The organism is Pseudomonas sp. Z2-11, from assembly GCF_054161305.1.
Map to the genome: position 1 here is coordinate 2389797 of NZ_CP096395.1, position 15420 is coordinate 2405216.

The 15420-nt window shown below is 59.0% G+C and carries 2 protein-coding genes; both read left to right on the forward strand.

The window, feature by feature from the left end; translation table 11 throughout:
* Positions 1-98: 98 nt before the first annotated feature.
* Positions 99-1805, forward strand: a complete 1707-nt coding sequence (locus tag M1E16_RS10845; protein WP_458129874.1) for a ShlB/FhaC/HecB family hemolysin secretion/activation protein — start codon at positions 99-101, stop codon at positions 1803-1805.
* Positions 1806-1827: 22 nt separating this feature from the next.
* Positions 1828-15420 (forward strand): two-partner secretion domain-containing protein, encoded by a 13593-nt coding sequence (locus M1E16_RS10850; protein WP_458129875.1) that lies wholly within the window; start codon positions 1828-1830, stop codon positions 15418-15420.

Genomic DNA, 15420 nt, shown 5'->3' on the forward strand with positions numbered 1-15420 from the left:
AAATAAATAATTCACACAACTGTAATTGAAGTCGTCTGGCAAATGCCTAGCATGCCTCTCTTGTCGTGATATCAAAAAGCCACGACACAGGGATGAACATGTGCTTACTTATTACTGCGGCGAGGTTGTGCCTGGCTTTGCTGTGCCTCTCTCCGCTTACCCTTGCTCTCGCCGCGCCGACGCCCGGTGACACCGACCTGATCCGCGAGCGCCAGAACCGCTTGCTCGAAGAGCAACGCCGGCGTCTCGAGGAACTCAAGGACTTGCCAGGCAAGGAGGCGCAACCGGCCCAGCCGACGGCGCCCGCCGAGACTCGCTGTTTCACGATCAAGACCATCGAACTCAAAGGCGCCGACAGCCTGTCCGCCAGCGAGCGCGAGCAGTTGCTCAAACCCTACATCGGCCAATGCCTGGGCGTGCCGCAGCTCAACGAACTGCTCAAAGTCATCACCGACCATTACATCGAAAAAGGCTTGGTCACCAGTCGCGCCTACCTGCCGCAACAGGATCTGTCCGCCGGGCATTTGAGTGTGTTGGTGGTGGAAGGGCGTCTGGAAGGCCTGAAGGGCGCCGAGAACAGCCGGTTATCACCGCTGGAGCTGGCGATGGCGTTTCCCGGCAAGACCGGCGAGTTGGTCAACCTGCGGGAAATCGAACAACTGGTGGACCAGCTCAATCGCCTGCCCTCGAACCAGGCAAAAATGGAGCTGACTCCCGGCCAGAACGTCGGTGGCAGTGAAGTACAGGTGACCAACGATCCGCAAAAGCCCTGGCGTGCCGGCCTGTCCCGCAGCAACGACGGCCAGCGCAGCACCGGCGAGCAACAGTGGGGCACCAGCTTTGAATGGGACAGCCCGCTGGGGTTGGCCGACCAGTTGATGTTGCGCGGCGGTCACGACGCGATGACCGACCACCAGCACACCTCCAACAACGCCATGCTTTATTACAACCTGCCCTGGGGCTGGTGGAACTTCAGCTACACCTACAGCCAGAGCGAGTATCGCTCGCAGATCCCGGCCAACGGCTTCAACTTCAAGCAGACCGGCGACAGCCAGAACCATCAGCTGCGCGTCGAACGGGTGATTCACCGTGACGCCGTCAGCAAGACCTCCCTCAACACGGGCCTGGCGTACCTGCGCACCAACAATTTCATCGAAGACAGCAAGCTCGATGTCAGCAGCAATCGCCTCAGCGAAGGCCAATTCGGCATCAACCATGGCCGCCGGATCGGCAGCGCCTTCGTCAACCTGGACCTGGGCGTGCAGCAAGGCATCGGTGCCTTCGATGCCCAGGGTGATAACGACCCGGGCCCCGGCCAGGCCGACGCGCGTTACCGAAAATACACGGCCACCGCCAGCTACCTGCAACCCTTCAAGTTGTGGGGCGAGTCGTTCAGCTTCAGCAGCCTGATGACCGGCCAGCGCAGCGAAGACGTGCTGTTCAGCCCGCAGCGCATGAGCCTGGGCGGGCAGTCGTCGATTCGTGGCTACAAGGACCAATCGTTGTCCGGTGACAGCGGCGGCTACTGGCGCAACGACCTGCGCTGGAGCCGCCCGGTGACGCTGGAGTGGCTGCGCCCGGTGTTCGCCGAATACGGCACCAGCCTCGGTTATGACCAAGGCGTGATCCGTGGCGATCGCTACAACGACGATCAGCACGGGCGCATGTCGAGCAACTCGCTGGAGTTGTTTGCCCGTGGCGAGCACCTGAGCGCCAGCGTCACCTTCGCCCATTCCCTGGAACGCCCGGATGCTCTGACCGAGCGCGAAGCGCCGATCTACTTCCGCGTAGACGTATCCATTTAATCTGCTGCAACGAGACCCGATCATGGACGACCGCCAACACGCCTTCCTGGCCCGCCAACCTTCCGCTGCCCTGAAAAACCGCGAGCGGTTTCTCGGCATGCCCAAGCGCGGCCTGGCGTTCCTCTTGGCCAACGTCATGTTCTGGCAACCGATGTGGGCCCAGGCCGACGGCATCGTGGTCAGCGCCCCGGGCACCGGTTTGGACCGGGCCGGCAACGGCGTGCCCATCGTCAACATCGCCAAGCCCAATGCCAACGGTCTGTCCCACAACCAGTTCAAGGACTACAACGTCGGCAGCAACGGCGTAATCCTCAACAACGCCACCTCGCGCACCCAGACCACGCAACTGGGCGGGATCATCGTCGGCAACCCGAACCTCCAAGGCGCGGCGGCCACGACCATCCTCAACGAAGTCAACGGCGGCAACCCGAGCCAGCTGCGCGGCTACACCGAAGTGGCCGGGCAATCGGCCCACGTCATCGTCGCCAACCCCTACGGCATCTCCTGCAACGGCTGCGGTTTCATCAACAGCCCGAAAGTGACCCTGAGCACCGGTAAACCAATCGTAGAAAACGGTCGGCTGGATCGTTATCAAGTGGACCAGGGCAGCGTCGCCATCGAAGGCGCCGGTCTTAACGCGAGCAATGTCGATCACTTCGAAATCATCACCCGCAGCGCGAAAATCAACGCTGAGATCCAGGCCAGGAACCTGACGATTGTCGCCGGGCGCAACGACGTCAATGCCGACACCTTGAGCGCCACGGCCCGCGCCGATGATGGCAGTGCCAAGCCGGAACTGGCGATTGACTCGTCGGCGCTGGGTGGGATGTACGCCGGGGCGATCAAATTGGTCGGCACCGAGGCCGGCGTCGGGGTGAAGCTGGACGGCAAGTTGATTGCCAGTGGGGGCGACATCCAGCTCGATGCCAATGGGCATTTGAGCATGGTCGATACCTCGGCCAGCGGGGCGGTCAACGTCAAGGCGGCGAGTCTTGACGCGAAGGGGCCGGTCTATGCCGGCACGACCCTGAGCGCCCAGACCCAGGGCAACCTGACTAACCAACAAACCCTCGCCGCTCGGGATAGCATCACGTTGAATGCCGGTGGGCAGCTAACCAACAACGGCATTATCGAAGCCGGGGTCAACGCCGACACCACGCGCAATGCCACGGGTGACGTAAGCCTCACGGCACAAAGCCTGAACAACAACGGCAAGAGTATTGTTGCCAGCCATAACCTGACGGCGAATGTTGCGCAGACGTTGACCAACCAGGGCGGGACGCTGAATGGTCACGCCGGCGTGCAGGTTTCCACCTCGACCCTGGATAATCGCCAGAAAGGCCGGGTGCTGAGCCAAGGCGGACTGGCTGTCACCGCTAACCAGGTTTCGAACGCTCAGGGCGGCTTGATTAGTAGCGCCGACAACCTGAGCGTGAATGCCGGGTCCCTCAATAACAGCGGCGGTGAGCTGTCCAGTTCAACTGTTGGTACGGTACGGGTAGCGTCTTTGGATAACGTCGCCGGTTTGATCGGTGCCGGACAGAACCTGAGCATTACAGCCAGTGGCCAGTGGAACAATCAGGGCGGGCGTGTACTGGCCCAGAGGGATTTGCAGATTGGCGCGGCTGCGCTGGATAACAGCCAGCAGGGGGCGATGGTCAGTCAGGGTACGTTGGCCTTGACTGCGGGCACGCTGGATAACCGTCAGCAAGGCAAGGTGCTCAGTGCGGGGGCACTTACTGCACAGATAGCGGGGCAGATGCTCAACCAAGCCGGGCTTTTCAATTCAGGCGGCAATCTTCGGTTGACCACCGCTGCGCTGGATAACCGCAACGGTGAAGTCTCCAGTCTCGCGAATCTGACCTTGAATGGCAGTCAGGCGGATAACAGCGGCAACGGCCGGATCCTGGCAAACGGCGACATTACCCTGTCGCTCGACAGCTTCGACAATCAGCGAAAAGGCCTGGTTGCCGGGCAGCGCGATCTACAACTCAATGTCGGGCAGTTGGATAACAGCGATGCCGGCAGCGTGTATGCCAAGCGCAACCTCAACCTGGTCGTGACCAAGCAACTGAACAACAACCAAGGCGCGCTACGCGGTGACGGCACACTCACTGCGCAGGCGGCGAGCCTGGGCAATAACGGCGGCAGTATTTCCAGCGTGGGTGGTTTGAGTGTCACCAGCAGCGGCGCCCTGGCCAATCAGGGGGGAGCCTTGCTCACCGACGCTGGATTGACCCTGACCAGTGGCAGTCTCGACAACAGCCAGCAGGGTCGTATCGCTGGTAATGGTGTAGCGCTCAAGACGGGGGCTCTCGCCAACCAGCAGGGCGGGCAACTGACCAGTACCGGCGCACTCCAGCTCATGGCGAGCGAGGTGGACAACAGCCGCGCAGGCCGTATCGCCAGCGCCATGGCATTGACTGCAACGGTCACTGGCCTCGATCAACACGCGGGCGGTCAATTGTTCAGCGCCACTGATGTCAGCCTTGACCTGAACAGAGGGCAACTGAATAACAACGGTGGTTTGATCACTGCACCGGGCCAGTTGCTGTTGAAAAATCTCAACACTGTCGGCAACCAGGGCGGCGAAATATCCAGTGCCAAGGCATTCATCCTGGCGGCGCAGAGCCTCGACAATACCGGCGGCAAACTGGTCAGTGATCAAGGACTGAGCGTACGCATCGATCAGGCGTTGGCTAACGTTCGCGGAGTCATCTCCGGGCATGGCGTCGACCTGCGCGCGGCTCAGTTGGACAACACTGACGCCAGCCTCAGCAGCGACGCTGACTTGAACCTGCAACTGAGCGGGGCATTGCTCAACCGCAATGGCGAGCTGTCCAGCGCCGGTAACAGCATGATCAGCGCCATGACCCTGGGCAACGGTGGCGGCCAGATCACCGCCGATCAACGTCTGAACCTGACAATCAGCGGTGCCCTGGATAACCAGGCCGGTACGCTGGGGGCTGGACAAGGCTTGAGCGTCAGGGCCGAGAGCCTGGATAACCGCCAGGCAGGCAGTCTGGTGACGGACGGTAACCTCGACGTCACCCTCGACGGGCTGCTGAGTAACCAGGGCGGCGGCGGCCTGTTGGCCAAGGGCTTGATGAGCGTGCAAGGCCTGAGCCTGGACAACCGTGGGGGCCGTCTCTCGGGGCAGAATCTGCTGACGTTGCGCACGACCACGACGGACAACCGTGGCGGTGTCATTCGCGCCGACAAGGACCTGCAACTCTTCGTCGATCGGATGGACAACCGCCAACAAGGCTTGCTCACCAGCAAGGTCGGCATCGGTTTCACCGGTCAACGTCTGGATAACCAGGGCGGCTTGCTGAGCGCCGTGGGGTTGGTGCACTTGCAAGCCGGCGTCGTGTTCAATAACGCCGGGCGTATTGCCAGTCAAGGCGACCTGGTCGCCAATGTTGATGCGCTGACCCAGCAGAGCGGTGAACTGGTCGCCAAAGGCACGCTGACATTGACCGGTGCCTCGCTGGATAACAGCCAGGGTGGTTTGGTCGGGGCAACAAAAGCGCTGGAACTCAATGTTGGCAGCGTCGACAACCGCGCTGGCGAAATATCCAGTCAGGTCGATGTCGGTCTCACCGGCGATCAACTGAATAACAGTGACGGCGGCAAGGTGCTGGCGGGCACCGCGTTGGGGCTGAAGGTCGCGCGCCTGATCAATCAAAACAAGGGCCTGCTGTTTGGCAGCACCCTCAACCTGACCGGCACGCGTCTGGACAATGGAGGGGGCACGCTTGCCGGCCAGCGTGACCTGTTGATCAACCTGACGGCCGATTTGGACAACCGTGCCGGCCTGCTCAGCAGCGAAGGAACCCTGACCCTCGACGCCGCCAGCCTGGACAACGCCATGGGCAGCCTGTCCAGCGCGGCGGCGCTGAAGGTTGCCACCATCGGGGCGCTGAAAAATCAGGGCGGCTCGATCAATACCGACGCAGGGCTGACGCTAAATAGCGCCACCCTCGATAACCAAAACGGCGGCGTGCTGTTCGGCAAGGGCGCAACGCGGGTCACCACCGGCGCCTTCGACAACAGTCATGGCGGTCGCCTGAGCAGTGCCAACACCCTGGACCTGACTGCCGCCCAAGTGACCAACCAGGACACCGGCCGCATCGCCAGCGCCATGGCCTTGACCGCCTCGCTCACGGGCCTCGACCAGCAGGGCGGGGAGTTGTTCAGCAACACGGCGCTGAGCCTCGACCTGAACCACGGCCAGTTGAATAACCAACATGGCTTGATCAATGCTCCCGGCGCGCTGCTACTGAAAAATCTCGACGGTGTCGTCAACCAGAATGGGGAAATTTCCAGCGCCCAAGCCTTCACCCTCGACGCCCGGACGCTGGACAACAGCGGTGGCAAGCTGCTCAGCAATCAGGCGCTGACGTTGCGCTTGGCGCAATCACTGAACAACATCAACGGCATCATTTCCGCAGCCGCGTTGAATACCCGCAGTGCCAGCCTGGACAACACTGACGGCTTGATCAGCAGCCGCGATGAGCTGGACCTGCAAGTCGACAACAACTTCACCAACCATCAGGGCACCGTAGTCGCCGACGGCGATCTGCTGCTCAGTGCCGCCACGGCGGACAACAGCCAGGGCCAGATCGCCGGTAAAAAAGACCTGAGTGCGACCCTTGGCAGCTTGCAGCAGCAAGGCGGGCAATTGGTCGCCCAAGGCGATCTGAGCCTGGCCGCCAACAGCTTGGACAACCGCGCCAATGGCCTGGTCGGTGCGACCGGCGCGCTGGCTATCAAGGTTGGCAACATCGACAACCGCGGTGGCGAACTGTCCAGTCAAGGGGCATTGCGCCTGGTTGGTCAACAACTGGACAACAGCGACAGCGGGCAGATTCTCGCCCAAGGCACGTTGGCGCTGAAGGTCGATCAAATCATCAACCGCAACAAAGGCCTGCTCTCGGGCAAGGCCGGCGTTAGCGTGATCGGCACGGGACTGGATAACACCTCCGGCGCCGTGCTCAGCGCGAAGAGCATCGACGTCGACCTCGGTGCCTCGCTGGACAACAACCTGGGGCTGTTCAGCAGCGAAGGTTCACTCGGCGTTCGGGTGGGGAGCTTGATCAACACGGCGGGCAGCCTTTCCAGCGCCGGCACGTTGAGCGTGAACAGCATCGGGGCGATCAGCAACCAGGGTGGACAACTGATCGCCGACGCCGACCTCACCCTGCACAGCGCCAGTCTCGATAACCAGCGGCAGGGCAGCATCAGCGGCAAGGGCGCCGTGAGCGTCACCACCGGTCAGTTCAACAACAGCCATGACGGACAACTGACCAGCGCCAGCACCCTGAATCTCGACGCAGGCAAGGTCACCAACCAGGGCAATGGCCGGATCGGCAGCACCGGCGCCCTGACTGCCAATGTCACTGGCCTGGATCAACAGGGTGGTCGTTTGTTCAGCAGCACCCGCCTGGACCTGGACCTGCACAACGGCCAGTTGAACAACCAGAATGGCCTGATCAATGCGCCGGTTCTGGTGCTGAAAAACCTCACGGAAGTGACCAACCGGAACGGTGAAATTTCCAGTGCCCAAGCCTTCTCCCTGACGGCGGACCGCCTCGACAACAGCAACGGGAAATTGCTGGGCAACCAGAGCGTCACGCTGCGCATCGCTCAAGCATTGAACAACGTCAAGGGCCTGATCGCCGCTGCCAGCCTGGATGTGAAGGCGGGCGCCCTGGATAACAGCGGCGGCATCCTGAACAGCCGTGGCGATCTATCGCTCAAGGTCGACGGTGTGTTGACCAACAAGGGCGATGGCCTGATCAATGCGGCGCAGGCACTGGACATCAGCTCCGCCGATCTCGAAAACCAGGGCGGCCAAGTGCTCGCCGTTACCGAGCTGACGCTCAACGCGACGGCCCTGGTCAACAGCGGCAACGGCCTGATCAACAGTCAGGGTACGTTGAGCCTGACCGCCAACAGCCTGGACTCCAGCGACGGCGGCGAAGTGTCGGCCAAAGGCGATATCGGCCTGAACCTGAGTGCATTGACCCAGAACGGCGGTCGCCTGCTCGGCAATGCCGGCATCTCCCTCGACCTGGGCGGTGGTGACCTGAACAACAGCAGCGGTTTGATGACTGCCAAAGGACCGCTGACCATCAGCCGGTTGCGCGACCTCAATAACCGCCGCGGCGAAATCTCCAGCAGCCAGAGCTTCACCCTGGCTGGACGCACCCTCGATAACACCGGCGGCAAGCTGATCAGCAGCAACCTGCTCAGCCTCGACGGCAACAGCCTGCTCAATCAGAACGGCCTGATCTCTGGATGGCAAGGACTGCTGGTCAACGGTTCCAGTCTCGACAACCGCAACAACGGCACGCTCTCCAGCCGCAATGGAGACGTCGGCGTCACCCTCAGCGGGGCACTGCTCAACAGCGCTGCCGGTGCGCTGGTCGGCCAGAATAAACTCACTGTCAGCGCCGCCAGCCTGGATAACCGTGGCGGGATTCTTTCCAGTGGCAGCGACCAGACCCTGACCGCCACCGGCGGTTTGCTGAACAACGCCCAAGGCGGCTTGATCGACAGCGGCGCCATTCTGGTCATGAACGCCATGACCCTTGGTAACGCCGACGGTACCGTGAACGCGCAAAAAGCCTTGAACTTCACCGGCACCTCCCTGGATAACAGCGATGGCAATCTGATCGGTAACGCTGCTGTGACCCTGGACTTGCTCGGTGCCCTGACCAACACCAGCGGCAAGATCGCCAGTGTCGGCCCACTGCGGGTGGAGCGCGCCACGCAGATCAATAACCAGGGCGGCCAGATCGCCAGCCAGGGCTTGTTGACCTTGCTCACCAATGGCCTGGACAACCGCAATCGCGGCACCGTCGCGGCCAATGATTTGTTGGTCTTGAATACCTCCGGCGTAGTCCAGAACGACGCCGATGGCTTGATCTACAGCCAGAGCGGCGGCGTGGACATCGACGCGGCCAGCCTTACCAACGGCAAGGGTGTGGTGCAAAGCCAAGGGGATCTGAAACTCACCGTCGATGCGGACATCGATAACCAGAGCGGTAGAATCCAAGCCAAGGCCGGCGAATTAACTGTGGTGGGTCGCCATTTCGATAACCGTGGCGGCGTGCTCGCCAGCCTGCAAGGTTTGCTCACCACGCAACTGACCGGTGTGCTGAAAAACGGCTACGACCTGAACAACAACCGCCAGGGCGGCATCACCCAGGCCCAGCGCCTGAACCTGACCGCTCGGGGCGGCCTCGACAACTATGGCGGACGCATCTCCGCACAAACCGGCGACGCCATCGTCGTCACCCGAAACTTCGACAACCGCAACGGCGGCCTGTACGCCAAAGGCAAGGTCAACGTCACCGGTAACGATTTTGATAACAGTGGCGACAACGACGGCCAGATCGCCGGCAGCCAGATCGACCTGGACCTGACCGGCGCGATGAACAACCGGCTGGGCATTATCGAAAGCGACAGCACCTTGGCGATCAAGGCGGCGAGCCTCGACAACCAGACGGGTAAGTTGCGTGCGTTGGGTACCAGCGGCAAAACCAACTTCCAGATTGGTGGGCTGTTCGATAACCGCAGCGGTACGTTGGAAAGTGCCAATACCGATTTGAACCTCGGTGTAGGCAACTTGCTCAATGCAGATGGCAGCATCCTCCACGTAGGGAGCGGCAACTTCGGCGTCGCCACTACCAATGTCATCAACGCCGGTGGAGGTTTCGTCACTCGTGGCGCTTTGACCCTTAATGCTGATAGCTGGACCAACACCAGCGTCTTGCAAGCTGGCACGCTGAACGTCAACGTCAATAACTTCACCCAGACCGCAACCGGACAGTTGCTGGCGACGACTTCCTTTGTAGGCAGTGGCGGTACCTGGCGCAACGACGGGCTGATCGCCAGTGACGGCAGCCTGAGCCTGAACTTGGGCGGGACCTATTCTGGCAATGGCCGGGTCAGTAGTTTAGGCACGCTAGGCTTAACCGCTGGGCAATTGAACCTGGCCAGCTTGGGCAGCATTGCAGGTGGCGGGACCACCTCGGTAAGTGCCTCTGGCCAGTTGAACAGCTACGGTCGGATCACTTCCAGTGGTGCATTGACGGCCAATGTCGGTGTTTTGAATAACTATGGGACGCTGGGTAGCGGGCAGAACCTGACGGTCAATGCGCCTTCATTGCTGAACGATCATGGCTTGATCTTCAGCGGTGGAAACATGGCATTGCGGGTGACTGACTTCAACAACCGGTATGCCGATGTCTACAGCCTGGGTGGGATCGATATCGCTGCCGATGCTGCAGGCGGCAGGGCACGATTGGTTTCCAATCGATCTTCGACCATGGAATCGGCCGGGGATTTTTCGCTTTCGGCCACGACGTTTGAAAACACCAAGGATCGTTTTACATATACCTCGAGCAAAGTATCGGGCGCATTGAGTGTGGCTTGCCTTCGCGATTGCTGGAGCGATGAAAACGGGGAGAGAACCTTCCAGGGATCGGGGACATACGTGCTGACGGAGAACTTTGAAGCGACCGCTAGTGAGGATAGCGCGAGTTCATCGTTGACCTCTGGGGGAAACATACGGATAGCAGGAAGCAGGGTTTCGAATCTTTACAGCACGATTTCGGCGTCGGGGAATATTTCGATTACGGCTGATGATTTTCAGAATCAGGCGGCTCAGGTCGGGCCGTACTCCGTGAAAAGTACTTATGACGCTCAGGGAAACATGGCGAGCGTCGTGACCGATGATTTCTTTTTCTACAACCAGCGAAACAACCCTGCCTTTCCCGCCGTTGAATACGAATGGCATGGGGAAAACTACGGAGGAAGGCCTCGTGAGGTTAAACATTATCAGATGGTGCCTGTAGCCCATCTGGTACCCCAATCAGACAGCGCCTCCGGCGGCTATGTCGAGGTGTTCTGGTTCGATAAAAACTATGAGATTGAGACAGAGGCCTCGCTAGGAAGCCAACCCTATCTGATGTACGCCCGCTCAGGGCTGAATAACGACGATACCTATTTCCACTCCGGTTCGCTGTATGACAGGAACAATCTCGCGGACGCTCCAGCTTGGCTTAACTCAACGGCTCTGATCAGCCGCGAAGTTACTGGCACCCTAAGCAGCTCACCAGCCGTCATCCAGGCTGGAGGACAGGTATCGATCAACGCTTCTTCTTCCATTAACAACAGTCTCATCACACCATTCACCGCAGTAACTCAAGGCCGCGACAAGACATCCAATACAACTGTCTCCTCAACGTCCCAAGCGGTGTTCATACCAGCCAGCCTGCTGCCCCCCGAATTGCGTCAATCCCAGGTCAACCCCTTGGCCTTACCAGGCTTCAGTCTACCCACCGGCCAAAATGGGATGTTCCGCCTGAGCGGGCAGGGTGTTAGCAGTACGCTGGCTACCCAAGCGAATGTCGCTGCGCCAAACTGGACCTTTACCGGCGCCAGTGTTGCACAAGCTCAACGCAACCAGAGCGTGCCGGACGTTCAGGCCCGTGATATCCAACTGGGTACCGGTACTCAGGTTGCGGCAGCCAACCGTCAAGCGATAGCCGACGTCCGTCAAAGTACGAGCATCAACGGTAACGCATCGACCATCAGCGTCAGTGCACCCGGCGACGCAGGGGCCAATGGCACCCTCGCACCGGGACACATACCGAACTCATCCGGTATCACAGTTGTTGGTGGCGTGGGCGGATCGAACCTTGCGGGCCAACCTGCTGTAGTCGGCGTACTCCCTGCCTCTCTGCTGTCAACCACGGTCCCATCGACCGTTCTCGCACAAATGACCACGCCGGGTAGCCAGACGATTACCCGCGTCCAAGGTGTGCCGAGCAACGCCAACCAATCCAAGCCACAAAAATACCTTATCGAAACCAACCCGGTGCTGACCGAACTCAAGCAGTTCATGAGCTCGGATTATTTGCTGGCGAACCTTGGCTACAACCCGGATGACAGCGCCAAACGCCTGGGGGACGGGTTGTATGAGCAACGACTGATCCAGCAGGCCGTCCTGGCTCGCACCGGTCAGCGTTACATCGACGGTCAGACGACAGACGAAGGCTTGTTCAAATACCTGATGAACAACGCCATAACCAGTAAGGACGCTTTGAACCTGAGCCTGGGCGTCACGCTGACGGCCGAGCAAGTCGCGGCCCTGACCCACGACATCGTCTGGCTTGAAGAGCATGAGGTCAACGGCGAGCTGGTGTTGGTGCCGGTGCTCTATCTGGCGAACGCGAATCAGCGCCTGGCCGCTAACGGCGCCCTGATCCAAGGCAAGGATGTTTCGCTGATCGCCGGCAAGGACCTGACCAACTCAGGCACCTTGCGTGCGACCGAAAATCTGGCCGCTATTGCCGGCACTGATCTGATCAACAGTGGTTTGATCGAGGCGGGCAATCGCCTCGACCTTTTGGCTGGTAACGATCTGGTAAACAAGGCGGGAGGGATTGTTTCGGGGCGCGATGTCAGCCTCACCGCATTGAAGGGCGACGTCATCAATGAGCGCAGCGTCCATGCCTACGACTCAGAGGCCGGCCGCTGGGATCAGCATCGCGAGTTCCTCGACAGCGCGGGCCGGATCGAGGCTGCGAATGACCTGACAATCAAGGCAGGGCGCGATGTCGCCAACATCGGCAATACCTTGCAAGCCGGTCGAGATATGTCTATCAGCGCCGGTCGGGATGTCATCATTACCTCAGCCACCGAGCACAACACCGAGGAAAAAGGCAAAAACGACACCAAGGAGCAAATTACCCAATTTGAGTCACGCCTCATCGCGGGTCGCGACATATCGATCGACACCGGTCGTGACCTTACCATCGTAGCCAGCCAGCTCGAGGCCAAGCGTGACATCGCCATGGCGGCTATCGAAAACGTCACAGTGAGTTCGACGGCGGACGAAGAGCACTCGTTCTACAAGACTAAAAGAGTCACCGATCAGAAAGATCATGCTAGTCAAGTGCAAAGCTCAATCACTGCTGGGGGAGATGTAGGTATCTCTGCTGGTAAGGACATGGCGTTGATTTCGAGTCGGATTACGGCGGGTGATGAGGCGTATCTGGTTGCTGGTGGGGATTTGGAATTACTGGCGGCGCAGGACCGCGATTACTCACTTTACAGCCGGAAGAATAAAACTGGTTTCGGTACACGCACTCAACGAGACGAAGTTACTAAAGTCACCCACGTTGGAAGCGAAATCCGTACAGGAGGTGATCTCACCCTGGTTAGCAAGGGCGATCAACGCTACCAAATAGCTCAGCTGTATAGCGGAAATGACTTGCTGTTGAAAAGTGACGGTTCGGTGACCTTTGAAGGTGTAAAGGATCTGGATCAAGAGAGTCATGAAAAGAGCAGCACTGGCCTCGATTGGAACTCCATGAAAGGCAAAGGGCACACCGACGAGACGCTGCGTCAAAGTCAGTTGATTGCAAATGGCGGTTTGGTCATCAAAGCCGTCGATGGCTTGAACATCGATATCAAAGACATTGACCGGAACACCGTCAGCCAGACCATCGACGCCATGGTCAAGGCCGATCCTAAACTGGCTTGGCTCAAGGAGGCCGAACAGCGTGGCGATGTGGATTGGCGGCTGGTCAAGGAGACTCATGAATCGTTCAAGTACGGCAGCTCAAGCCTGGGGCAGGGCGCCATGCTGGCGATCGTCATTATCGTGACCGTTCTAACAGCCGGAGCCGCCAGTGCAGCTGTGGGGAGTGCGGCCAGCGCTACGGCGGGTTCAGGTACCGTCATGGCGGCAGGAGGTGTGGCATCCGCCTCAGCTGTAGCTGGAGGAGCAGCAGTTGGTTCGACAGTGGGGGCGGGCCTGGGAAATATGATGGCTTCCGCCGTGCTGACCTCCATGGCCAGCAACGCAGCGGTGAGTGTTATCAATAACCAAGGCAATTTAGGGGCGACGTTCAAGGACATAACCTCTTCGGAAGCGATGAAAGGCTATCTGACGTCCGCCGCTATGATCGGGGTATCTCCAGGGTATAACCCGGCAGCGCTTGGTTTTAACCTGCCCAGTCTTCAAGCCGTGCTGCTGAAATCAGCTTCTGATGCGTTCGTTAATACAGTCATTAACGGGGGAAGCTACACCGATAACCTGGGCAATGCTTTAGCGAGTCAGGCGAGCAATGTGGGGATGGCTGTTGGCTTCAAGATGGTTGGCGACTATTCGTTAGGGAAATACGAGGATGGAAGCATTCAGAAGGTTTTGGCCCATGCGTTGATGGGGGGACTTCTGGCTGAAGCCACGGGCAGCGATTTCAAAACGGGAGCCATGGCCGCAGGCGCGAACGAAGCTCTCATCAATGTGCTCAGCACCATGGTAGGCGGAAATAAACAACTGGAGTCGATGGCTTCGCAGCTGACAGGTCTTGTCGCAGCCGCCGCGGTGGGTGGCGATTTATCGAAGGGCGCCGAGATTGCGCAGTACGCGACTGCTTACAACCGACAGTTGCATTACGACGAGCAGAAATGGCTCGAAGAAAACGCCAAAGCGTTCGCACAAGATCAAGGCATAACTGAGCAGTTGGCGATGGAACGCCTTAGCCAACAGGCACTGAAGAACACCGATTATCTTTGGCGATCGGTTTTGAGCGATGGCGATGACGGTGACGCATTGGCGTTCCTGTCCGGCGCTGGCAAGACATTCGTAAACGATTTGGGAGAAAAACAAGCGCTGTTTACCGCGTCGGGGCAACAACTCTTCCGTCCGGAAATGTTCGCCGATACGGCGGACCCGGCGTTTTACAAGAAATTTGTACAGAGCGGCATCAGTCGAGAGCTGAGCGCGGGCCTTACAAAGGAGCTCAAGGACTCGGGTATCGCGATCAAGGACGGTGCCATCAACCTCTATGATGCTGTTAGAGAACATCCTGCGGCTGTAATGGGTGGTCTTTGGGAGGGCGTGAAAGGCCTCCCCCAAAGCGTAGTCGACAGTTTTCGCGAAGGCGGTAACGCAATTGGAGAAGGTGCAGCCGTTGCGTTAGAACCGGAACTGAAGGCCAAACTTAACGCGATCTATGGGCAGGACGTATCGACTGCACAGCAGGCGCTTCTGCTCATTCGAACAATTAGCGCTGTTTCGCTGGCGGGTACGGGTGGCAAGGTCGGAGGGAAGCTGACAGGAGCGGCAGCTGAGGCTGTGGGTAAGAAGCTTGATGAGATTTTTGAAGAAGCGGCCGGAAAGGCTCTGGAAAAAAAAGGTGGTGCAAAAGCGATAGACGACGACTCTGTGTCCTATGCTAAATGGTGGGACGATCTAGCACAGCCAAAAAACCTAACTGATAGAGAGGCTAGAGCTTGGTATCTATCTAAGGAAGCAGAAATTCCAGCTCGCATTAACAGTAGCGCCTCCTTAGAAGAGCAGGCGAAGCAGGCTTTTAGTATGAGAAATGATTTGAGATCAATGGCAAGAGAATTAATGTCTAATAGGACATTGGCTGACTCCTTGAGCAAGACTGACCCAAATAGAACTTGGAGCGAGATTGTGAATAAATATTCGAGTCAAGGCCTATCAGGAGATAAGCTATGGTCGAAGATTATAGAAAAATCCCAGTCTTCTCGATCGTCTGTTAATGATGGGATGGGGATGTAG

Excerpts from the sequence above, each read along its gene's own strand:
- M1E16_RS10845 (WP_458129874.1), top strand. The coding sequence starts at position 99 with ATGTGCTTACTTATTACTGCGGCGAGGTTGTGCCTGGCTTTGCTGTGC.
- M1E16_RS10850 (WP_458129875.1), top strand. The coding sequence starts at position 1,828 with ATGGACGACCGCCAACACGCCTTCCTGGCCCGCCAACCTTCCGCTGCC.